Source organism: Brevundimonas sp. P2_A6 (assembly GCF_056404975.1).
Map to the genome: position 1 here is coordinate 21,595 of NZ_JBFUCZ010000008.1, position 22,044 is coordinate 43,638.

The window sequence follows — 22,044 nt, forward strand, 5'->3', positions numbered from 1 at the left end:
CGTTTGCCCGGCAGGGGATTGGTGACGTGTGCCACGCATCCGATCCCGCAACGTCAATCGCCTGCAATGGACCAAACCGGCCAATGACCAATCAAGACGTGGAACGTTCAAAGCCCGTCTCGTGGCGGAGGGCGCTCGCACGTTGGCGCAAGTCCCTGCATTCTCAACGGGACGTGATCGCGGCACCCAATAAAGTCAAGCTTATACGTGACAGCGGCCTGTTCAATCCTGAGTGGTACCTTGACCGCTACCCGGACGTGCGCGAGGCCGGGCTTGATCCTCTGGATCATTTCATATCCCACGGCGGCCGCGAAGGCCGAAAGGCGGGGCCGAACTTCGACAGCCGCTGGTATATGGATCACTATCCGGACGTGGCGACATCGGGCCTGCATCCGATGGTGCACTTTCTGCTGCACGGCCAAGGTCGCCAGACGATTAAGCGGGTCGGCATTCCCGGCCTAAAGGCGGCTCCTGAGGACTTTCAGGACGCTGATGAAATATCGGCGAGCCCACTTTTCGACGCCGCATGGTATATTCAGGACAGTGGTTTCGAGATCAATCAGAACGGAGCCGCGCTGCATTATCTCAAAGTCGGGGCCCCGGCGGGGCTGCCTGCTGGCCCGAATTTTGATGGTTCAGCCTACCTGAGAGCTTATGCCGACGTTCGTGAGGCTGGGGAAAACCCTTTGCTTCACTATATTCGGCACGGTGCGGCGGAAGGCCGTAAGGCATTCTCCGTCGCGGATGCACATCTCGGGCGAGGGCAGGCCGTGCCGTCCCGCGCGTCGCGTCCGATCGCTCAGCCGAAGATCGGCGAGCATGCGGAACCATGGACCCAAAGCAACCTCCTGAAATCCTCGAAGGTCGATGCGCTGGCGACTATCCGGGGCGTATCCATCGGTCTTTTGGCGGACGTCTTCGGCGACCGGACGGTGCCTTTGCCTGACAGTCTCCGACACGCAGCCGACGTATTCTGTCGTCTACGCCGAGACACCGGAGCGGATTTCGTGACTGCCCGTCGCGGCAGATCGGAGCGGGTCATTCCGGTTTCCGACCACCCTGACCGCGTCGCGACTCCCGCCGTGATCGACGGTTGGTTCATCAACGACAACAGCGTGCGCCTGCGCATCGAAGCGAAGGAAGCAGATTCGGTCGTCCGGTTGATCCAGACGACCGTCGATGGAGCGGCGATCCTGGTCGGTGAAGCCCTGTTGCCGAAGCAGAAACAACATCTGGTCGATGCCAGCCTCGTCAATAACTTCCAGCCCATCTTGATCGTCTATGCCGAACCGTCCGGGGCGTTGACCGGCGGCGATCTAATCGCCTTCCCATCGCTTTTCCGTGGCGGTGCGCATGCCGGGGAGGTGGCTGCATTCCGTGGGGCCTCAGCCTCGCCGCTGTCGCAGGTTTCAAACGTCCTTTTGCGCGATGCGCTTGGGTGGGAGGGTGCGCCTGCCTTCAGTCTCGGCATGGTCCATGTCGATCTCAAGGGCGCGACCGGAGCCGAACGCATGTTCCGACCCGCCGTCCAGCAGTGGCTGGCCGAGCAGGGCGTTCACATCGAGCCTGTTCAGAGCAACGCTCCAACTCAGGACAAATCCGACCCGGTGGCAAGACACCTGGTAAGCGCCTTGTCGCGTCTCGCGCCGCAAGACGCGAGGTCTTCAAAGACGGTTCTGACGTTGCCGTGTGATGCCATCCCAACCCTGTCGGCACTGCTGTCGCGACGTCCCTTGGGAAGTAAGGTGGAGGTCGGCTCGTACATCATGTCGGACTCGACCACACCGATCCCTCGATGGCTGGTGTCCATGCCGGGCGTGGACGACGGCCTTCTGGTTTTGCAGCCCGCCTCGGCGCCCTTGCCCTACCCCATTCTCTCCAGGACCGGCGGCACCAGCGTGGACAAAGTCCGTCGTGCTGGCGCACTTGCGATCCGATTCCGTGATCCGTCCCAAGCCAACGAGCCAATGCTGACCTATCCGGTCGCCCCGGACGCACCCGGAGCCCTGTTGGTGAAATCTTTGTCTCCGGCACGCCTCGCGCAGGTTCGAATCGCTGTCGTCGTCGTCGCCTCCGATCCGATGGGCATTGGGAATTTACTGGAGTCCCTGGCCCGCCAGACCTTGGCCGAAAGGCTGCACATTGTGCTTGGAACGAGCGTCAGCGGCGAAAGCCGGGATGCGATTGACGCCCTGATGCGCCAACTGTTTCCGGGCCGTCACACCCTTTTCGATACCGGGTCCGAGGATCCTCCAGCCTCTGCGATCAATGCGGCGGCACGGCGCGGTCTGCAGCACGGCGAGATGATGCTCTTCGCCGATGAACACATGGTGCTTCACGACGTGCGCACGCTGGAGGTGCTCTACACCCTGGCTTCGCGTCCTCGTACCGCAAGCGCAGCGTGCGTCCTGATCCGCGACGGTGGTTTCAGACAGGGTGCCCATCTCGCCTTTCAGGCAGGAGGTATATTTCCGACCCACATCTCATTGCAGACGGCACCGTCTCTCGCGTTCACCGCGCCTCGGACCCTGGGTGCTTTTCCCTTGGCGACCTATCCCGTCGCGGGGAATGACTTTTCTTTGATGCTGGTGCCGAGTGCCGTGTGGGTCGAACTTTCCGGGTTGGGCGGCACCCACGTGTCGTTCGCCGGTCACGCCCTGGATTTTGCCCTGAGAGCACTCCAGGCCGGGTACGGACATCTCTGTACGTCGGCTGTCACGGCTACCGATCTTGGGACGACTTCGGCTTCTCCATTGACGGAAATTCCCGGCGCGGACGTCCTTGAGATCGACGAGTGGGCATCTGCCCTCGACAGGATGGCGATCCTGCGGGCGCTCGACTGATGCGCCTGGCCATCATAGCGCCGTCCGAGCAGTACATGGCGCTGGCGGGAGTCAGGATCCGCTACAGGCGGATCGCCGCGCGCCTGCGAACCGTCGGTCACTCACTGGATTTTGTTCAACTGGCGGACTTCCGGCAAGGGCCATCCCCTCAGTATGACGCCTACGTTTTCAGCAAATGCTACGACGCGCGCAGCTACATGGTCGCCCGCTGGCTTCGCGATCACGGGAAACTGGTCGGCATAGATGTCTTCGACGACTACTTCGGCCAAGTGGCCGACAGTCGTTTCGTGCGCCACCGTGAATGGCTCAGGACCATATCGAGCCTCTGCGACTTCTTTCTGTGCTCAACCCCCAGAATGCGCGATGTCGTCGCGACATATCTGAACGCGAAGCCGGGTCATGTATTGAATGATCCATTCGATACATTTGACGCCGCCAGCGTCGCTGCGCAGGGCAAGCGCAAGCTCGCGCAAGCCCGCGCTGAACGTCGAATCGACGTCGTATGGTTCGGCGTCGGAGATAACCCAAACTTTCCCGTCGGCCTCAAAGATCTTGCGGCCTACGGCGGCTCTCTGGCACGGTTTCGTCAGCGCGGGTTTGAGGTCAATCTGAGAATCCTCACCAATCGGAGGGCCCTGACCCTTGAGGGCCTGAGCAGCATCAACCGTCTAAGTGTACTTCATACCGTCGAGGAATGGACGGAAGCCCGCGAGGCTGAGCTATTGGCCGAAAGCCTCGTCGCATTCATTCCCGTGAATGCCCAACCCTTCAGCATCGCGAAATCCTTGAACCGGGCGGTGACGGCGATCACTGGGGGCTGTCAGGTCTTGTCGCCCGGGTACCCCTTGTACGAGCCTCTTTCGGATTTCATTTACCCTTCTGCCGACGCCGTCGCGGATGACGTTCTCGCGAACCGGCTCAAGATCAGATCCGGCACAATGCGAGACCTGACGCGAACCCTGTCGGCTTGGGGCAATCCAGCGCGAGAAACCGACAAACTGGCCGCTTTCCTGGACGAACTGGTTGAATCGGCGTCGCCTACCAATGCCGTCAACGCTTCGCCCGTCGGCATTATTCATGGCAAGCGGAGTCCCGCAGACTGTCACAAGGCGGCGCAGCGGCTCGGCTACCTGTCGATCAACAGCCTCTTCTGTGGGCAAAATCTTCATTACGACGTCCGGTTTGTATTCGGGCCTGACCGTACTGTCGTCCAATTCAGTGACTTGGCCACGCCTGGCCTGAAGCCGCATTTCCGGCGATTGCTCAGCGATGGAATTTCGCCGCTGGGCAAGCCTGTAAAGGTCCTGTCCATCGCGGATGCACTCGCTGGGCATCCGGTCGACAGATTGCGCGCGCCGTCGTCCGAGGGCATCGCCCAGACAGCGAGTTATGCGCAAAGCATGCATTTTTTGAGGGATGCGCTCGGCAAGCTGATTCCGGATATTGAAATCTATCTGTCTGAACTGGACTCGCCTCTGATGGAGGGGCCGCGGCGCTTCTCCCGACCTCAGCGGGCTGGGGCACCATTGCAACTGGGGGCCGTCCAGTGAATCGCCGCCATGTCGTCTTCATCCTGAACCTGCTTCAAGACGTGAACATCGTGCGTCCGCTGGCGATGGTGGCCGCCCAGGATATGGAAGTCCGCGTCGCGTTTATGGTGTCGGACAGGTTTTACATCCGTGACAAGCAGAAGCTGTGGGGGCCGGAGATAGACCGCCTGGCCGAGCGGCTCGATGCCGAACTCTTTGTCTATGACAACGAGTTCACCGCGTTCTCGTGGCTGCAGAACCGTCATGGGGCTCTAATCGCGGCCAGCGAATCCAGTCTGTCGGCCCATTATGAGGTCCACAATGTTTTCCGGATCGCTCCGGCCAGCTTTGTGCGGGTCACCCTCCAGCACGGGTACGAATGCGTCGGATTCTTGCAGAACCGGGAGCATGTGAAAGCTCATGGAGAAAACGTACGCTTTGCCGCCGACATTGTCGGCGGTTGGCTCGACGGCCCGGCTTTGCGTTCCATGTCGGCGTCCGAGCGGTGCAAGCTGATGGTTACCGGCCCAGGATTGGTTTTGCAGGTCCCACCGGCGGGCAGGCGGGCCGAAGCCGAAGGCCTGATCTGCGAAAATCTTCACTCTGTCAGACTTAACGCGAGCGGGGACTTCAAGACCAGCTTCATGGACGTGTTCTTCGACTTCTGTGACGTGCTTTCAGATGAAGGTGCCAAGCTCGCCCTGCGTCCCCATCCCGGGGGGCAGTACGTCGTCAAGAACAAGATCGAACTCGCCGACAACGTGACGCTCGCCAATCGACCAATTTATGAGACCGACTTGAAGGCGTATCGCTACGGCATCTCAGCCCCGTCCTCGGTGGTCATCGACATGTTGCTGTCCGACCTGCCGACCGGGGTTTGGCATGACCCCGACGGCGTCATGGACGTGCAGAACTACGAAGGCCTCACAATGATCAGCACGCTCGATGACTGGCTGGCTTTTCGCCGCGACGCGCTGAAGCGACCAGAGATGATTTTGCGCAGGCAGCGCGAATTCTTGCAGCGCATCGGCATGCCCACAGGGGTCGAAGATGTGCGGCAGAGGTTCCTGGCCCTCATGGAAACAGCCTCACGGCGTTCGGGCGTGCCTGCACCACGCGGACCGGATAGAACGGTCGAACGACTGGCGATCCGATGAAGGTCTTACGGAACAAGGACGCGACCCGCATTCTGGTGGTCTGCGACACGGTCGGTGCGACGCAGCAAATCAGCTTTGCGCAACCCCTGGCCGACCGGCTGGAAGCGGGGGAATTCGTTCTTGCAATGGTCGGTCATGACCCCGAATGGGTCAATAGCCAGGCTTGCGAGAGGCTTTGGGCCGAGCATGAGCCCGATATTCTGTTTTTGTCTCGGTATACCTCCGGGCTGGCTGACGGCATCATTGCGGTGGCGCGAAGATCTCGCTGCCCTGTCGTGTTTCACATTGACGATGATCTGCTCAACGTTCCTGAAAGCCTGGGAGCGTCCAAGTTCCAATACTATAATCAACCCTCGCGGCTGGCTGCATTGCGAGACGCGATGAACGCCAGCGATTTCATCTATGCCTCGACCCCGGCCTTGGCGGAGGCTCTGACCAGAAGCGGCATTTTGAAGCCCAAGATCCCCGGCGATATCTATTGCTCGATGGTCGCCGAAGCGATGACGAAACCACTACCGGCGACGGGTCCCGTCATTGGTTATATGGCGACGGGCGGGCATGGGGCGGACCTGCAGCTCGTTCTTCCCGCAGTCGAGCGCCTGATGAAGGAAATTCCCGAGTTGCGGTTCGAAACTTTCGGCAGCATCGGTGCTGCCGAAGGTCTGGCGCATCTCGGCGCTCGCGTGAGCCATCACAGGGGCGTCTCGGATTACAGTCGGTTTCTGGAGGCTCTGGGAGAATTGGGCTGGTGGGTCGGCATAGCGCCGCTCGAGGATACCGCATTCAATCGATGCAAGGCCGATACCAAATGGGTGGAGTACACGTTCGCCGGAGTGGCTACTGTGGCCTCTGATCTTCCGGTCTACCATCGGGCCTGCGAGGGCGGAGCCGGGGCATTGGCTTGGACCGAAGCCGAATGGTACCTGGCGCTGCGCCGCCTAATCCTCGATCAGGCCCACCGCCGTGATACTGTCGAGCGCGGGCGCGCGCGCATTGCCGATCGATATTCGCGTAGAGCCTTGGCCGAGCAACTGATCGCCGTCATCGATCACGCTCGCTCGCTGTATCCACCCGCACGCGCTCCCAAGCAGAAGCTGGACACATGACCGATACTGACCTCGCAGGCACCCGCGTATTCATCACTGGCGGGGCCGGGTTCATAGGGTCCCGCCTCTCGCGCGCTCTAGCCAGCGAGGGCGCTCAGATCACGATCTTCGACAATCTCCTGGAGCAGGTTCACGGACCCAGCCCCGTTCTGGACCTTCCGGGCGTTCTGATCAGAGGTGACGTGCGTGACGCTCAGGCCCTCGCGCGCGCCGTGGAGGCCGCGTCGCCGGAACTCGTCATCCATCTGGCCGCCGAAACAGGAACGGGACAGTCCGCGGACGAACCTTCGCGCTACGCGGAGGTGAACGTCGTGGGCTGCGCCAATTTGATCGAGATACTGAAAACCCAGCCGAGCCCTCCACGTCGCGTGATCCTGGCCGCGACGCGCGCCGTTTATGGTGAGGGTGCCTATGCCGATACCCGTGGCGCTCTCATCGCCCCGCCGCCGCGTACGGTCGAAGACATGGCAAGGGGTGTGTTCGATCTTTTCGATGGCGACGGAAGGCGTCTGGAACCGCAGCCGACTCCGGAGGTTCTCCCGCCTCGTCCTGGATCTGTCTACGGCTCCACCAAACTCATGCAGGAATATCTGCTGCAGCAAACACCAGCGCCATGGGACGTCGTAATCCTTCGCCTTCAGAACGTGTATGGGCCGGGCCAGTCCCTGCGAAATCCCTACACAGGCGTGCTTTCAATTTTCTGTCAGCAGGTCATGGCGGGGCAAACCCTCGCTGTGTACGAGGATGGCGAGATATACAGGGACTTCATCTTCGTCGACGATGTGGTGGCGGCTTTCGTTGCAGCATGCCGAAACCAGACCGCAGGGGGCGAGACGTTCAACGTCGGGTCGGGCGAGGCGACATCGATCGCTGCGGCCGCGAGCATGATCCTCGAACATTTGAAGGTCGAGGAACCCGCAGTGATTAGCGGAGCGTATCGGGCGGGCGACATACGCTATGCCGTAGCCGACTCCACCAAGGCCGCCCGGCTCCTGGACTGGAAGGCGCAGATGCCCTTTCGTCAGGGCGTCGCGAAGCTGGTCGAATGGGCGCTTACGGAAGCCGGTCGTCGAGACGCGAGTGCGATCGGGGATGACGACATGGGTACCGGTGTCTAGGTTAGAGCGATCGGCGAAAACCGGTCAGCGGGAATAGGACTTTGTATCGTGAGACGACCTAAGGTCTTCATTCTTGGTGACAGCCACGCCACCGCGATCGCGGAGGCGGTGCGTATCAGGCAGGAGACAGGCCGCGACGCCGAAGCCCCGCTTGACATATTCGCGTCCCGGTTTGCCAAACTGAAGTCGAACGGTGCCACGATGCCCGGCATCACGACCGAGCAAGCAGAGGAGATCATGCGCACGGCCAAAAAGGCTGACGTCCTCGTCTCCATGGTTGGCGGCAATCAATACAATACGTTGGGCTTACTGGATAACCCGGAACCGTTTGATCTGGTCGATCCGGTCACCTTCGAAGATCCCGAGCCGACAGCAGCCCGTATTATTCCGTTGGCGCAGATGTCGGCCGCGTTTGATGCCTACGTGAATGGGATCCGTACAAAACTCACAGGCTTCAAGGCCGACTTTCCAGGAAGAGTCCTGCACATCAATCCGCCGCCCCCAAAGGGCGACAACGGCTATATTAAAAAGAACGCTGAAGGATATTTTCGCAGCGAGGGCAAGGTCGTACTGAACGTCAGTCCGCCAGGGATGCGGCGGCGGCTTTGGCTTGCGCAAACCCTGGCTCTTGAGCGCCTGTGCAACGAGATTGGAATCACGTTTGTCGGTACCCCAACAGAAGCCCTGGACGGCGCGGGATTTCTCGTCAGGCCGGCTTATGGGGCAGACGCCACTCACGCGAACGCGCTTTACGGAGAGATGATCCTGAGGTCGCTCGAACGGTTGCTGGCTCCAGAGAAGGCGGCAGCCTGATGTCGAACCCGTACAAGGCTCTCCCGGACAAGGCTTTCTGGCGCCGTTCCGTCAGCCAACCTGCTCCAGCGGACATTGATCCGGTCGGCGTGATGGACCTAAAGATCACTCCGGAAATGAAGGTCGCAACGGCTGGAAGTTGCTTTGCCCAGCATATCGCGCGCCATCTCAAGCAGAGTGGTTATAACTACTTCATCGCTGAATCGGCTCATGCGCTCGTGCCGCGCGATACTGCGGAAAGCCATGGTTATGGCCTGTACTCGGCCAGATACGGCAACATCTATACAACTCGTCAGCTGCGGCAGCTGATAGATCGGGCGTACAGCCGATTTTCGCCCGTCGAGGATATCTGGTATCAATCGGACGGGTCGGTGCGCGATCCCTTCCGGCCTAGCGTGCAGCCCGGAGGGTTCGCCTCCGAGTTCGAAATGCGAGCGGATCGCGCCTGGCACCTGGCTCGTGTGCGCGAGATGTTCGAGACCCTGGACGTCTTCGTGTTCACCTTGGGCCTGACTGAATGCTGGATGTCGCGAGAGGACGGGGCAGCCTTTCCTATCTGTCCGGGCGTCGAAGGAGGTACGTTCGATCCCGGAAAACATGTGTTCCACAACCTGACGATCTCAGAAGTCGTCGATGATCTAAAATACGTGATCAAGACGCTCGCGCGGATTAACCCTTCTGCCCAAATCTTGCTGACCGTATCTCCGGTCCCCTTGGCGGCGACCGCGCAACCGGGAGCCCATGTTCTGGCGGCGACGACCTATTCCAAATCCGTGTTGCGCGTTGCTGCAGGGATGATGGCCGATGCCAATGCCCAGGTTCACTATTTTCCAAGTTATGAGATCATCACGAGCAGTGCATCTCGCGGGCGCTATTACGCCGAGGACTTGCGCAACGTGACCGAAGATGGCGTCAACCATGTCATGAGGCTGGTTTTGCAGCACGCCACGTCACTGGGGCCGATGACCGCCGCGCCTGCCCCCACAGCGAAGGCTCCGACCGCCTCGGTAATGCCCAGCCAGGCACAGGTGGCTGAATGGGTCGAGGTGATGTGCGACGAGGAAGCGCTCGACCGCTGACGCGCTCAGCGAAATGCGCCAACCTCGTCGAGCGCTCCCATGGCACGCTCTACATCGATGGCAGTGTCCGACACGCGGTCGCGCCCGTCGACCGATTTCACAGTCATGCAGTTTAGATAGAACGATCTCTGAGCGGTCATCTCGTCGATCATGAGATAGCGTGCGTTAATCTTTTCCCAAGACATCATGAACAGCGCACGCTCCGCGTCGGGCCTCGCGAAGAGGCAGGTGTGGAAGGCTGAACCAATCGTGCCGACGATCCATTTTGATCGATTGAACAGCCTCACCTGATCGGCGAACGCCAGCTGTTCGGGGGCAATAACGGCGAAGCCTTCAGCGCGCAAACGGTCTTCAAGCACGCCCTCCTCAGCCGCATTGCGCTCGTGTGCCTTCAATCTTGACCGTGTCAGGTACACCTTGTCGGGGCTTCCGGTCAGATCCGTATTTTCGGCCAGGATCGAGTCCGCCACTTTCAAATGTGGCGTCTGATGGCAGTCGTATAGGCGAAACGTGTGTTGAAACGCGGCTTTCGCCGCCAATACCTTGCGAAACAGAGTCGGTCGCGTCGGCATGATCAAGCCGCGCTCCTTCAATCCCAATCGCGCAAGAATTTCATGAATGTATGGCTGACCGTGGTCCCGCACCGGCGGGCGGGCCTGCATCAGCAGAGGAAGGTCGGTCGCCCGATCCATGCCCCACAGTTTGGACATGCCGTCGGTGATGAAGTGCCCATAGTGCGGCCAGACAGCACCGATGAAAACCACAGGTTCTTCGACCACATCGAGGTCGTCCGGTATTTCGACCTGCGGGGGCTCGTTTACGACGGCCCGGTGAACGTCGCGCTCCAGCACGTGTCTCGATCCAAGATCCGCTGGGATGTTCACGCGTCGTGTCACGTCTATCCGCCTGCCGTCCTGCCCGTAGAGCGGATCGTAATCGGGCAGCATGACGACGTCGCACAAAGGAGCGAAGCCGGGCGTTTCGTGCATCCGCACATCGAAACGACGGCGAGAATGATCCAGCGTTCCCGCCGGAAAATCAATGAGCGTGGACTGAGCCCGCATAGCTTTGGCTTCCAACCTGCCCTATTGATTTATATCCATTGCCTGGCTCCGCGCCATCCGTCCTTTGAGTGAAATTTTGATTTCCACGCTACTTCGCCGTCTTCGCAAGCTGAACCTTCGTCTCGCGGGCGCGATCGCGGGCGCGAGGCTAGAGAAGCCGGCCGCGACGATCATCTATGCGCCCTCCCCGGAGCGGGTGCCGGCCGACGAAGCTCAAGCCCGGATCGTGACGAAATGGCTCGACATGCCTTATGTCGAAGTGCAGGCCCACGAGAGGACGCTGCGATATGCGGCCACCGGATCGTCCAGCCTGAAACGTGTACGGACGATCTTCACAAAAGAACCCACAACGCTGGCGTGGATCGACTTCTTTGAAGAAGGAGAGACCGTATTCGACATCGGGGCCAACGTCGGCATGTACACGATTTATGCCGCGGTCACGAAGGGGGCGAAAGTCTATGCCTTCGAACCCGAAGCACTCAACTTCGCGGAACTCAACAAGAACCTTTTCCTGAATGATCTCCATGAAACCTGCATAGGTTACTGCGTCGCCCTTTCTGATATCGACAAGACCGACAAACTGTTGCTCAGCGATTTCGGGGTCGGCATTTCATATCATGACTTCGAGGAGGATAGCTGGAAGGGCGACATGGCATTTTCAGCAGATTGGGTCGTTAAAAAGGAGGGGCGTCGTCAGCAGGGCGCGATTGGTCGTCGTATCGACAGCCTGATCGCCGATGGATTGCCGATACCAGATCATGTCAAGATCGACGTTGACGGCCTGGAGCACCGTGTCGTCAGTGGTATGGTCGATTTGTTGAAGCACCCGAAACTGAAAACTGTTTTGATCGAGGTTAATTTCGAGGATGATCGGAATTTGGCAATAATCGATCTCATGCAGAGGTTGGGCTGGCGTTATTCATTCGCGCAGATCAGCTGCAACCGTGCTATTATATTCTCCGCCAAGCAGATCGAACGCTACAAACGGGAAAAACGCGGAGGTCTGAACTATATATTTTTCAAAGATGAAAAATGGGATCGCTACTTCGCAGACTTTGCGGAAAAATTTGTTCCTGGTGATTTGAGTACCTATTCGGCCAGCTGATGAATATTATCTACCTGCATCAAAAGGGCGACCCCGTGATCCAGGTGGGTGGGGATATCACCACGGCGCGTGTTGCGGTGTCGGGTCGGGACTATGATTGCTTTGTCCTACCGGCAACGCCAGGGGACGAAATCCGTCTCAAATCGGTTTTGCGGTGGTACCCGTTCTCCACTCGTCCCCTGACCACCGACTGGTTGGCCATTACGGGCGGTCCGGCAGTTGTCGATCTGGAAGTTTCGCTCATCGACGATGCCGGAAAGATATGTGCGCGCTCCATCAGCGCCGTTGGACGCGCACCCTCCATGGTCAGTCTGCCGCGCCTGGTCGGGCCTTCGACGACTGAACGCGACAAAGGTATGGATCTCATCGTCCGAAACCTGGCCCGGGACGGTTCGGCGGTGACGCTGCTGGTCGGCGAGGTTGATTCTGCGAAGGCCCTGCTCGCTCAAGCCGTCGGGATTGGGGTCGAACTGTTGAGCGGGAGGGCGGCGGACCTGCGTCCCTCGCCCGAGCGGAGTCTGTTCTACGTCGGATCGCCTAAGCACATCGAAGCGGCGGCAGAGCTGCTTGCCCCTAACGCGGACACCTGGTCGCAACCACTGGTAGGAGCATCTCACGACATCCCGGTCGTCGATGGAGGGCTGGATTTCATCCTGGCCAGCAACATCCTGCATCGCGCAGTCAATCCGCTGGGGCACCTGGCGCTTTGGCGCTCGAAGCTGAGAGCAGGCGGACGTGTTCTCGGAATACTGCCGAGTCTGGCCGGCGGGGCGGAGTATCTGAATGCGCCGAGCACCCTGTGCGGTTGGCTCGCTCAGTATGAGACGGGCGGTTTTGTCGAAACCCAAGCGCACCATAACGCATTCGCCTATGCGCGCGATCTGAACCCGAAATCCCTGTTTCGCCGAAGCTATCCCAGTTCCTTTTCCTTTTTCACGCCGGCTAACGTGGCCGAGATGATGGCTTTCGCTGTCGAGAAGCTCGGTTACGAGGGTTTCCATATCGAACATGTTCGGAATGGGCGACACATCCGCTTCGGACTCTACGCCTAGCCCTTTCGAATGCTCAAAAACGACCGTGGTTCATGAACCTAACCGGACTGAAGTGGCCTGGACCACCCCGCAGATCTGATCAAAACCGCTAGCACCCGGATCGGGTTTTCCGTTATCATCAGAGCGACAGGAGGCTCGTATCATGGCGACGATCGTCAAACATCCGGACGTCGAGGACTATTTCGTCGAGATGACGCTCGACGAAATTCGCGGGCGGCCAGAAGGGATCACCGATCTCTACGAAGCCAACAAACTGGTTTTGTTGAAAGATTACAGGATGCCGATCGAGCTCGACATTTTTCAGGAAATGTCCGGCAATATCAACAAAGTCGATAATCCTGGCCTGCGCAAGAAGCTGAAAAAGCTCACATCGACGAAGTTCTTCGAAGGCGCGGCACCGGAGTTCGTCGAGGACGAGCATGGAGCAGGGGCCTTCAGCAGCTTCGAGACCCAGGACCCTGTCAGGCAGGCGGTGTACGATGTGCTGTGCAACGGCGACCCCGCACTGTTTGCTCGCGCCAGCGAAGCGATGAAGACCGCTCACGATGTCGCGCTTGAACTGTTCGCGACCTGTTTTCCAACCTATTCCTATTTCCGGGTCGTCCCGAGTGTCCGACTGACGACGACGTTGTTCGAGAACATTCACTGGGACAATCATCAGATTGCGGAGGACTTTCAGCAAGTCCGAATTTTCTGCAATCTGGATCAGCGACCGCGGCTTTGGCATACCAGCCATAATTTTGTGACCTACGCTGAAACGCTGTATCGTGAGCACGGACTAGAGCGGTTCGCCGGCAAAGATCCAAACGAGCTGAACAACTATATTTGTGGTCCCGTGCTCGGCGGAACGGCCAACGCCTGCAAAGACAGTTTGCCAAGACATACGATCGCGTTCGAGCCCGGCGAGGTCTGGTTTGGCGAATCCCGGATGATCTCTCACCAGATTTTCTACGGCGAACGGGCAATGGTCTATATGTTCTTCGTGGAACCGGGTGGGATGCTGTCGCCCAGTCGTCGTTTCAACGAGCAGGTCGAAGATCTGCACGCGAGAATGGCACGCGTCGCCGCTTAGGTGGAACGCGCGGGCGGTTGGAACCTTGAAACGGTGCGACGATCAGTCGGGTCACTGGAGAAATCGATGATCAATGCCCCCGCGTCGCGCAAGGTTTTCGTTGGATACGATGCCCGTGAGGATATCGCATGGGAGGTTTGTCGCCATTCAATCCTGCGCCACGCCGCGTCGGAAATCGCGATCTTTCCCCTGCGCCAGCCGACGCTGCGGGAGCTTGGTCTTTACACGCGCCCTCAAGACGGACCGGCGTCCACCGAGTTCTCATTGACTCGATTTTTGACGCCGTATCTGGCTCATGCGGACGACTGGTCGCTCTTTGTCGATTGCGACGTTCTTTTCACCGCAGACCTGAACGCCCTGTTCGACAGCCTTGATCCGTCAAAGGCGGTTTATGTGGTGCAGCATGACTACGTGCCGGCGAACGCGGTGAAAATGGACGGCAAGGACCAGTCTGTGTACCCGCGCAAAAATTGGTCGTCTTTCATGGTTTTCAATGGTCGGCATCCGGCTGTGAAGGCTCTCACGCCTGCCGTCGTCAACAATGCAACGCCCGCGTTCCTTCATCGCCTCGGCTGGATCGAGGATGACAGTCTAATCGGGTCGCTCGATCGCAAGTGGAATTTTTTGGTCGGCGAATACGCCACGACGGAAGCCACGCCAGCGGCCATCCACTTCACCAACGGCGGTCCCTGGTTCCAGGAGTGGGTGAACGTGGATTACGGCGATCTGTGGCTGGCCGAACGCGATCGCGTTCTGGCTGCTCGAACGAAACAGACAGCCTGAGCCGTCCCTGTCGTCCATGAGGCGCACTGCGTTCCTCTATGGCGACAAGAGCGGTTTGGCCTTATGTCGAGCGATCACGCCGCCGCCGGAAAACTGATGCGCAAAATCCCTCTTCTGTTCCTATCGGCCTTTTTGGCGTCCTGCGGTACCTTGCCTCAAGATGGGCCCGCGACGGGCGCTGTCGTTTCGGGGTCGAACCAGGGCGGGGCGGCGACCTATGCCGTCGTCGATCTCACCTATGCCGTCGCGGATATGGTGAGTCAGCCCGAGCCTCTCCCCCCCGGAGGTTTGCGTGCGGCACCGGCGGGGCTTCCGTACGATGTGATAAACTATGGCGACACACTGGAAATTTCCGTGCTGGAGCCGGGCGGAGCCCTCTTCGGCACGGCCGCTACCGGCCCAGGTGGCGCACCGGCGGTGTCCAACCAAAGTCTGCCGAAATTAGCCGTTGATCGCACTGGCTCTATCGGAGTGCCCTTTGCCGGGCCAGTGCGCGTGGTCGGCTTGACGCCTCAACAGGCCGGCGACGCGATCCGTCGTGCCCTGCGCGGGCGCGCCATAAACCCGCAAGTGGTTGTCCATGTCGATGAAAGTGCCACGAACGGCGTGACGGTGCTGGGCGCGGCGGCCTCTCCCGGTCGTCTGCCGCTCGCGGCGGGCGCGGACACAGCCCTTGATCTCATCGCGGCCGCAGGCGGGCCCTCGAGTCCACCCGAAGATGTCGTGGTCGCCGTTACGCGGGATGGACAGACGTTCGAAACGCCTTTGGTCACGCTGTTGTCGGCCCCTTCAGAGAATATAAGGCTCGCCCCGGGTGACCAGGTAAACCTGATCGCCCGACCCCGTCGCTACAGCACGTTTGGCGCGTTGGGTACCGTGTCCCAGGTCAGCATGCCGACAGGAGCGATCACACTCACCGGCGCGCTGGGTGCCGCAGGCGGCCTGGACAATCAGTCCAGCGATGCCCGGTCGGTTTTTGTCTTCAGGTTTGAGACCCCCGAGGTGGCTCGGGGTCTGGGTGTCACCGTACCGGCAGCACGCCAAGGCGTGCCCGTGATCTACCGCCTGAACTTGGCGGATCCATCTGGTTTCTTCATCGCTAATGCGTTTGTCATAAAGCCTGGCGATGTGATCTATAATCCCCGCGCGCGGTCTGCCGAGGTTCGCAAATTCTTCGAGTTCGTCCAGGCTATGACGCGGGTGATCTATGACATCACGGTGACTGGCACGCTGGGCGGCATCAACTGACAACATGAACTCTGAACCGATGGGTGCCGCCGCCGAAGCGTCTCCTGCAGAAGCAGGCGATCGTCGTCATTCATCCGAAGTCGTGCCTTCGGCGATCTTTCCGGGTGTGGTGTCACCTGACGCGCCCTCGCCCACGCTTCGGACCTTGGACGATGCTCTGGCCTTGCTCGCCGAGATTGAGCAGGGCGCGCTGGACGTGTTTGCGCGACACGGCCTGCCCGCCCGCCAGGGGCTTTATCGGCGTGAAGCCACCGGTACAGATTGGCTGCTGATGGAAAGCCCTTCTTCACCGGAAGCACGTTGGCGCGAGATCCTCGAACGGCCTCCTGAGGCGGGCTACCGGTATCACAGTCTTGCCGATGTCGGGCGCGCCGAGCGTCCAGATGTGCCCGAGGTTCAGGTCGCTGCAACGACGCTCGACCGCTCGGCGGATCTCGGCCGGCTCCTTTCGGCGGCGGATGGTGAAGAGGCCTCACCAGAGCTTCTCATGTTCTGGTCGACGGTCGAGTTGATGGTTGTGCTCTTCAGCGCGCGTCCGGGGCGGAGTGACAGTCGCTCTACGGGTCGGCGGATCGTGGAATGGACCCTGTGGCGCGCCGAGGCCCAGCGCATCTGGCAGGCGGAACCCGGCTTGTCGACAAGGGCCGTTGCGAAACTGATCGTGCAACGGCTCGATCTCCAGGAATCCTACCACTCGGTCAGACGACGACTGAGTGGTCATCGGCCGGTCGAGCCGGCGGGGACCTAGCGAAACGCTCCGTCGCGCCTCACGCTTTTTTTCATCCAGTTTTCGGCCTCCTCGCGCGACACGGTGCGGATCCCATCGAAAGGCCGAGACGAGACTGTGACCCAATGCGGATTAACGGCTGGGTCGTAGCTGAGCGCGTCGCGCCAAGCGGCGACCATCGACGCCAGCTCCCCGCAATCCCATGCCAGCCGACCCCGCGTATCGTTCAGGCCGCGCGAACGTGATTCGTGATGGATCAGTTCAATACCGGCGTCGTAGCGGACCGAAAGGCCCTGACGCCGACACTTCAGACAAAGGTCGATATCGCTGTAGCCGATAGGCCAGCGGATTTCGTCAAAGCCGTTCAGGCGCTTGAAAGTCTCGCGACGGGTACCAAGAAATGCACCCGTCACGGCGGCAACGGAGCGCGGCCTCCGCCACCGCTCTAAGGGGCCGCCTTCTTCTTTGGGGGCTCCGACCCCCTCGTGTCTCGGGGTGCCCCCTCCCATTCCCATCACCACGCCAGCGTGCTGAACCGTTTGATCGGGATAGAGCAGTCGCGCCCCCACTATGCCGACTTCGGGCCTCGCCAACTGAGCTGACAGAAGCACGTCCCAGCCGGGGGTAAGCATCTGGGTGTCGTTGTTCAAAAACAGCAGGCTGCCGTCGCGCCCGCGCTCGGCGGCCAGATTGTTGATGCGCGACCAGTTGAATGGCTCATCGACGCGCAAGACCTCGAAGCGGCGCTGCGCAGCGTTGCCCCGCAACAGGGCGATGGTTTCCTCATCGTCGCTTCGATTGTCGACCACGGTAATTTTCAAAAGGTCGGGGCGAGCTGCCAGACCGATCAAACTGTCGATACACGTCGCGAGAAGCTTGGCTTCATTGCGCGTCGGAATGACCACATGCAGTAACTCATCTGACGCTGGCTTCCCGGCAAGCGAGACGACTGCCGGCATCACGATTTCATGATAGGTTTCTCCCATCTCTGCCGGCGAGGGCAACCCAGCGGAAGCCGCGGGAGCCAGCCGCTTGACGCTGCCGAGAACGAGGGGGATGTGGGCGGCTTTCTCGCTCAACGATGCGGCCGTCAAACGCACGCGGTCCAGCGCCATGGGTGGCCACGAGCCAGCGAACGCACCCGCCTGTCGCCGCCACAGCACGATGACAGGTAGCTCCGGCGTGGATGCCAGGTCATCGGGGTCCGGAGCCGGCTGGAATGCAGGATCCTCGTAGCGCATCCCTTCTGGCCAGACATCGCGCCGATGATCGTGGTCGGAATAGACTACATCGATGTCCAGGGTCTCCAATCCGTATACCAACCAACCCAGCGCAGATGCCTCCAGGATCACGCCGACCGGCAAGGGCAAGACATGCGAGATCGTGAGCGAATCGACCGTTTCGTGGTGCTCCAGGATTCGAACGCGTGGCTCGGCCGAGGCGAGCGAGCACACCGGGTGCGCGCGGATGGTCTCATCTGCAAGGACCAGCGCCGTCCAGGCTTCGTGGGTCTGCCCGATCAGCCCGAGCAACGATCCATGCAGCCGGTCGGGGGCGGCTCCTCGGGCGTCAATGACGACAGCCACGGCCTGCGATGAAGCCCCAGGGGCTGGTGGACAAGCGTTGGCACGGCGAAAGGCGTCGTAAAGGGCGATGGGTGTGATGGCTGCGTCGCTCAATCTTGCAAGCGCAGCACCCAATCGTGGAATCAGCGAGCTCAGGCGATTCAGACTTTCAGCATCGACCGCCAATGAGGGCGGGAGGCGATCGCGGGCACCGGCTGAGATAAGGCCTTGGCGAGCCGAAGCACTGTCCGGGGTGACCGCTAGCGCCGATTCGAACGCCCACACGGCCTGATCGGCTCTCCCCCCCAGCATGTGGAGGTGGCCGAGCTGCGTCCAAGCTTCCACGGTCGGTCGAATGGCGATCGCGGCGCGATAGGCGGTTTCTGCGTCGGCCAGTTTGCCGAGCTGTTTGAGCATGTTGCCAAGTTGGATCAGCGAGCCTAGCCGGCGAGGTCTCATCCTGGAATGGTGTCGATAGAGCGCCGCAGCCGTCGTCCAGTCTCCGTTCCGCCTCGCGGCGTCAGCCTCCCTGAGGATGCCGGCCGCATCGGTCGCGGACCCCGTCGACCCATCGCTGACGTTCCGAAACAGGGCAAACAGACTACGCATCCGGTCCCGCCAAAACCGAGGTGGGCAGCCTGGCGCGCCCGATCCTGGCGCTCGTCCTTGGCGTGTCGGGATGATCAGGACGATGGTCGTGCTGCAGTGACAGCATCGGGTTGTAGAAGGGATCCCCCGCTTCCAGTAAAGCGGCCCATCGTTCAGCGAACCGGTCGGAATCCTCCGGGTGAGAAAGGTCACCGCCGGACGACCGTGTGGCGGATTCGTTGTGACGCAAAACGGTCCGACCGTCGTTGAGAACGTTCAGGCCACGCTCTCGAATACGCAGACACAGGTCGGTGTCGTTGAACCCGACGGGCAGAGACTCGTCAAAGCCTCCGACCTCTCGGAACACCTGACTGCGCATCATGAGACAGGCACCCGTGACCGCCGACCAATCTCTGATGGACGTCAGCCCGCAGTTGTAGCCTGCATTCCTATGTCCGTCACGTTCCGGGGGTTCGAACTTCATGGCATGTTCGGCATAACCGCCGCCGCCAATGACCACTCCAGCGTGCTGGACGCGATTGTCTGGATAAAGAAGCGTGGCACCGACTGCGCCAACGTCAGCCATCGCCGCCAATGAGCGCATGCGGCTGAGCCAGCCGTCCGCCATGGCCTCGATATCGTTGTTCAAAAAAAGAACGAACGGGTGGGCTTCCCCGAACTCAGCCATCGCGCGATTGTTCATCTGCGAATAGTTGAAAGGCCCTGAATAGGGCATGATCCGGATCTGCCCCTCCAACGACGCCATATAGGCCAATGTTTCAGGGTCTTTGGACTCGTGGTCGATCACGAGGATGTCGATGTCGCGTGGCGAGGTGGTACAGCGCACCGATTCTAGACAGGTTCGAAGGAGATCGACCCGATCCCGCGTGGGAATGATCACCAGAACGCGGCCGCCAGGGTCGGGGAAATCAATCCGGAATGTATTGAATATCGGACCCCGCCCGATTTTGGCATTCAATCCCAATCGACCGAGGTGACGGCTGATGGCCGCGCTGGTCGCTGCGTGCACGGCCTGACTTCTCGCATGCCCTGCGCTCGTCGAATGGGTCCGCCAACGGTAGAGTACACCCGGAAGGTGCGCCACCACGGGTGCGCGCTCGAAGACGCGGAGCATGAAATCGACGTCTGCGGAGGCGGGCAACGCTTCGTCCATGCCGCCGATATCGAGCGCCCACGAGCGTCTGACCGCGACGGGGTGCACGAAATAGGGATGGCTGAGGTAGTAGCGCCAGGAAAAGGCCGGTCGTGCGACCAGCATTCGAAGTTCCCGAATATCTGTCCCCGTCAGTACCTCGTCGCCATAGATCAGGTCGGCGCCGGCCGCGGCGGCATCCGCGACGCGCCCGATTGCTTCGGGCTCCAGCTGATCGTCGTGATCGAGAAACAGAACGTGTTCCGTCTTTGCATCGGCGAGGCCGACGTTGGTGGCACCGGCTGTCCCACGCGCGACCGGCAGCGTTATGACCCGAATACGCCCGTCACATGAGGGCAACCGTGCGAGCTGGGCGATCAGGTCTGGGGATTTTGATCCGTCATCGACGATAACCCATTCCCATCGTCCGTCGCCCTGCGCCAGAACGCCTGCGACGGCCTCTCCGAACCAGTCGGCGCGGACATCATGGACGGGGGTGATGATCGTAACCACCGGCGGCTCGGCTCTTCCGGGGGCAGGTCTTTCACGCTGCAACCACTTTTGCAGACCGCGGGTTTCCGACAGCGGGAAGGGGGAGCCCGCCAGCGGCATGCCGGTGCCGGCGACAACCACTTCTAAGGCGTCGCTCGACCCGTTGGCCAGAAATGGCCCCAGCTCAAAGGCGAACCCGCATTGCGCGGGGGCCAGCCCCGCGTCGGAAATGTCGAATCGGTAACGGTCGGCGCGGGCCTTTCCTATGGTTTGCCCCCCCATGCGCACATCGACCCACACTGGCGTCTCGGGATCTTCTGGCGACCATACCCAACCCTCCAGAGTCAGGTTGCGTAATCCGTCAACGGCACCGACGATGCGCCACGCCTGCCCGTCCTGGAGCCGGGCCAGATTGATGCGTTGGTCCGGCCGAGTGAGCGCCATCCCTGCGGCAGAGTCTCGGTCGCGCGTCCAGGCCTCGACGAAATGGCGAGCCGCATCCTTGAGACGTCCATCGGAAGCAGCCAGGTGCCCGCGCAGTCGTGGTCCGGTGCCGTTGCTTGGGTCCAGCGCCGCACCGCGTGCGTAGGCCGCATCGGCCTCATCACGACGATCCAGTTCCTTGAGCATATTGCCGAGGCGCAACCACACGGCAGCATGGCCGGGGTGTTGACGCAGATATCGCTGATAGAGGTCTGCCGCGCTGTTCCAGTCGCGCCGATCGCGCGCCGCGTCGCCTGCGGCCCGGTCAGGATGGGTTGTGCCCGTCGTAAGCCGACGCTTCAGGGCTTTCCAGATACTTCGCGCCATCAACTATAGGGTCTCGTTTCAGTCCTTGTCCGACCAAGCTCGCGTTCATCTTGGTTCGAGAGTTCGATCCGGTTTCGGCTATGGCCCTATACCCACGGCAGGTGACTTGGGCCACGCCTGTGTTCTAAGAACGGCTGCGACAAGGAGCTCTCATGGATTCGCCGGTCAAACGGATTGCCACCAAGCGTTTCGGCGACGACCGTGGATGGTTCTCTGAAACATGGTCAAAGGCGCGCTACGCAAGTTTGGGCATCATCTGCCCATTCGTTCAGGACAACCAATCCCATTCGACCTTTGTCGGCACCATTCGCGGAATTCATTTTCAGCGGCCCCCTCATGCCCAGGACAAGCTGGTCCGTTGTTTGCGAGGCGCGGTTCTCGACTATGCGGTTGATCTTCGACGGGGATCCCCGACCTACGGTCACCATGTCTTCGCGGAGCTGACCGAGGAAAATGGTGATCAACTTTTCATACCCGTCGGGTTCGGCCACGCCTTCGTGACACTGACCCCCGATGCACAGATCGCCTATAAGTGTTCCGACGGTTACGCGCCTGACTGCGACGGCGGCATCCTCTGGAGCGACCGGGATTTGGCGATCGATTGGCCCATCCCACCCCAAGGCCCGACCCTTTCCGCTAAGGACAAGGCGTTGCCGACGCTCGCAGCGTTTGACAGTCCCTTCGACTACGACGGGCGGCCCCTGTTGCCGCTTTGAACGCTCCCGTCGTCACAAGCCAGA

At 60.6% G+C, this 22,044-nt stretch carries 17 protein-coding genes; 14 read left to right on the forward strand and 3 right to left on the reverse strand.

Features of this window, described 5'->3' with window-relative positions:
- Positions 1-83 precede the first annotated feature (83 nt).
- Genes AC1DW4_RS14780 through AC1DW4_RS14810 form a run of 7 tightly spaced genes read left to right on the forward strand, consistent with a single transcriptional unit; the run spans position 84 to position 9,645 of the window.
- A complete protein-coding gene (locus tag AC1DW4_RS14780) occupies positions 84-2,843 on the forward strand; it encodes a glycosyltransferase family 2 protein (RefSeq protein WP_477018019.1) in 2,760 nt (919 codons plus the stop codon).
- Positions 2,843-4,393: a hypothetical protein gene (locus AC1DW4_RS14785; RefSeq protein WP_477018020.1), complete on the forward strand. Its 1,551-nt coding sequence runs from the start codon at positions 2,843-2,845 to the stop codon at positions 4,391-4,393. The genes AC1DW4_RS14780 and AC1DW4_RS14785 overlap by 1 nt, the downstream gene beginning before the upstream one ends.
- A complete protein-coding gene (locus AC1DW4_RS14790; protein WP_477018021.1) occupies positions 4,390-5,529 on the forward strand; it encodes a hypothetical protein in 1,140 nt (379 codons plus the stop codon). The genes AC1DW4_RS14785 and AC1DW4_RS14790 overlap by 4 nt, the downstream gene beginning before the upstream one ends.
- Positions 5,526-6,635, forward strand: a complete 1,110-nt coding sequence (locus AC1DW4_RS14795) for a glycosyltransferase family protein (RefSeq protein ID WP_477018022.1) — start codon at positions 5,526-5,528, stop codon at positions 6,633-6,635. Before AC1DW4_RS14790 ends, AC1DW4_RS14795 begins: the two co-directional genes overlap by 4 nt.
- On the forward strand, positions 6,632-7,753 hold the full coding sequence (locus AC1DW4_RS14800; RefSeq protein ID WP_477018023.1) for an NAD-dependent epimerase/dehydratase family protein: 1,122 nt from the start codon (positions 6,632-6,634) through the stop codon (positions 7,751-7,753). The genes AC1DW4_RS14795 and AC1DW4_RS14800 overlap by 4 nt, the downstream gene beginning before the upstream one ends.
- Before the next feature lie 48 nt (positions 7,754-7,801).
- The gene (locus AC1DW4_RS14805) at positions 7,802-8,566 is read left to right on the forward strand and encodes a hypothetical protein (protein ID WP_477018024.1); all 765 of its coding nucleotides are present in this window, start codon (positions 7,802-7,804) and stop codon (positions 8,564-8,566) included.
- Entirely contained in the window at positions 8,566-9,645 is a 1,080-nt protein-coding gene (locus AC1DW4_RS14810; protein WP_477018025.1) for a GSCFA domain-containing protein, read from the forward strand. The genes AC1DW4_RS14805 and AC1DW4_RS14810 overlap by 1 nt, the downstream gene beginning before the upstream one ends.
- A gap of 5 nt (positions 9,646-9,650) precedes the next feature.
- On the opposite strand, the gene AC1DW4_RS14815 is transcribed toward AC1DW4_RS14810, so the two are convergent.
- Positions 9,651-10,724, reverse strand: coding sequence for a glycosyltransferase family 61 protein (locus tag AC1DW4_RS14815; RefSeq protein WP_477018026.1), 1,074 nt, complete (start codon positions 10,722-10,724; stop codon positions 9,651-9,653).
- A gap of 61 nt (positions 10,725-10,785) precedes the next feature.
- Here AC1DW4_RS14815 and AC1DW4_RS14820 point away from each other — a divergent pair, with 61 nt between their 5' ends.
- The 6 genes from AC1DW4_RS14820 to AC1DW4_RS14845 all read left to right on the forward strand — a co-directional run bounded on the left by AC1DW4_RS14820 (position 10,786) and on the right by AC1DW4_RS14845 (position 16,717).
- On the forward strand, positions 10,786-11,814 hold the full coding sequence (locus AC1DW4_RS14820) for an FkbM family methyltransferase (protein ID WP_477018027.1): 1,029 nt from the start codon (positions 10,786-10,788) through the stop codon (positions 11,812-11,814).
- Positions 11,814-12,866: a class I SAM-dependent methyltransferase gene (locus AC1DW4_RS14825; protein ID WP_477018028.1), complete on the forward strand. Its 1,053-nt coding sequence runs from the start codon at positions 11,814-11,816 to the stop codon at positions 12,864-12,866. The genes AC1DW4_RS14820 and AC1DW4_RS14825 overlap by 1 nt, the downstream gene beginning before the upstream one ends.
- Positions 12,867-13,008: 142 nt before the next feature.
- On the forward strand, positions 13,009-13,938 hold the full coding sequence (locus AC1DW4_RS14830; RefSeq protein WP_477018029.1) for a hypothetical protein: 930 nt from the start codon (positions 13,009-13,011) through the stop codon (positions 13,936-13,938).
- Between the two features lie 66 nt (positions 13,939-14,004).
- A complete protein-coding gene (locus tag AC1DW4_RS14835; RefSeq protein WP_477018030.1) occupies positions 14,005-14,721 on the forward strand; it encodes a glycosyltransferase family protein in 717 nt (238 codons plus the stop codon).
- Positions 14,722-14,784: 63 nt separating this feature from the next.
- Positions 14,785-15,969 carry a polysaccharide biosynthesis/export family protein gene (locus AC1DW4_RS14840; protein ID WP_477018031.1) on the forward strand — a complete coding sequence of 395 codons (1,185 nt, stop codon included), beginning with the start codon at positions 14,785-14,787 and terminating at the stop codon, positions 15,967-15,969.
- A 19-nt stretch (positions 15,970-15,988) separates the two neighbouring features.
- Positions 15,989-16,717 carry a hypothetical protein gene (locus AC1DW4_RS14845; RefSeq protein ID WP_477018032.1) on the forward strand — a complete coding sequence of 243 codons (729 nt, stop codon included), beginning with the start codon at positions 15,989-15,991 and terminating at the stop codon, positions 16,715-16,717.
- Here the strand turns inward: AC1DW4_RS14845 and AC1DW4_RS14850 are convergent.
- Positions 16,714-18,870 (reverse strand): glycosyltransferase family 2 protein, encoded by a 2,157-nt coding sequence (locus AC1DW4_RS14850; RefSeq protein WP_477018033.1) that lies wholly within the window; start codon positions 18,868-18,870, stop codon positions 16,714-16,716. The genes AC1DW4_RS14845 and AC1DW4_RS14850 overlap by 4 nt on opposite strands.
- Positions 18,863-21,304, reverse strand: a complete 2,442-nt coding sequence (locus tag AC1DW4_RS14855; RefSeq protein ID WP_477018034.1) for a glycosyltransferase — start codon at positions 21,302-21,304, stop codon at positions 18,863-18,865. The genes AC1DW4_RS14850 and AC1DW4_RS14855 overlap by 8 nt, the downstream gene beginning before the upstream one ends.
- Before the next feature lie 152 nt (positions 21,305-21,456).
- Between AC1DW4_RS14855 and rfbC the strand changes: the two genes are divergently transcribed.
- Positions 21,457-22,020 carry a dTDP-4-dehydrorhamnose 3,5-epimerase gene (rfbC, locus tag AC1DW4_RS14860; RefSeq protein WP_477018035.1) on the forward strand — a complete coding sequence of 188 codons (564 nt, stop codon included), beginning with the start codon at positions 21,457-21,459 and terminating at the stop codon, positions 22,018-22,020.
- Positions 22,021-22,044 lie beyond the last annotated feature (24 nt).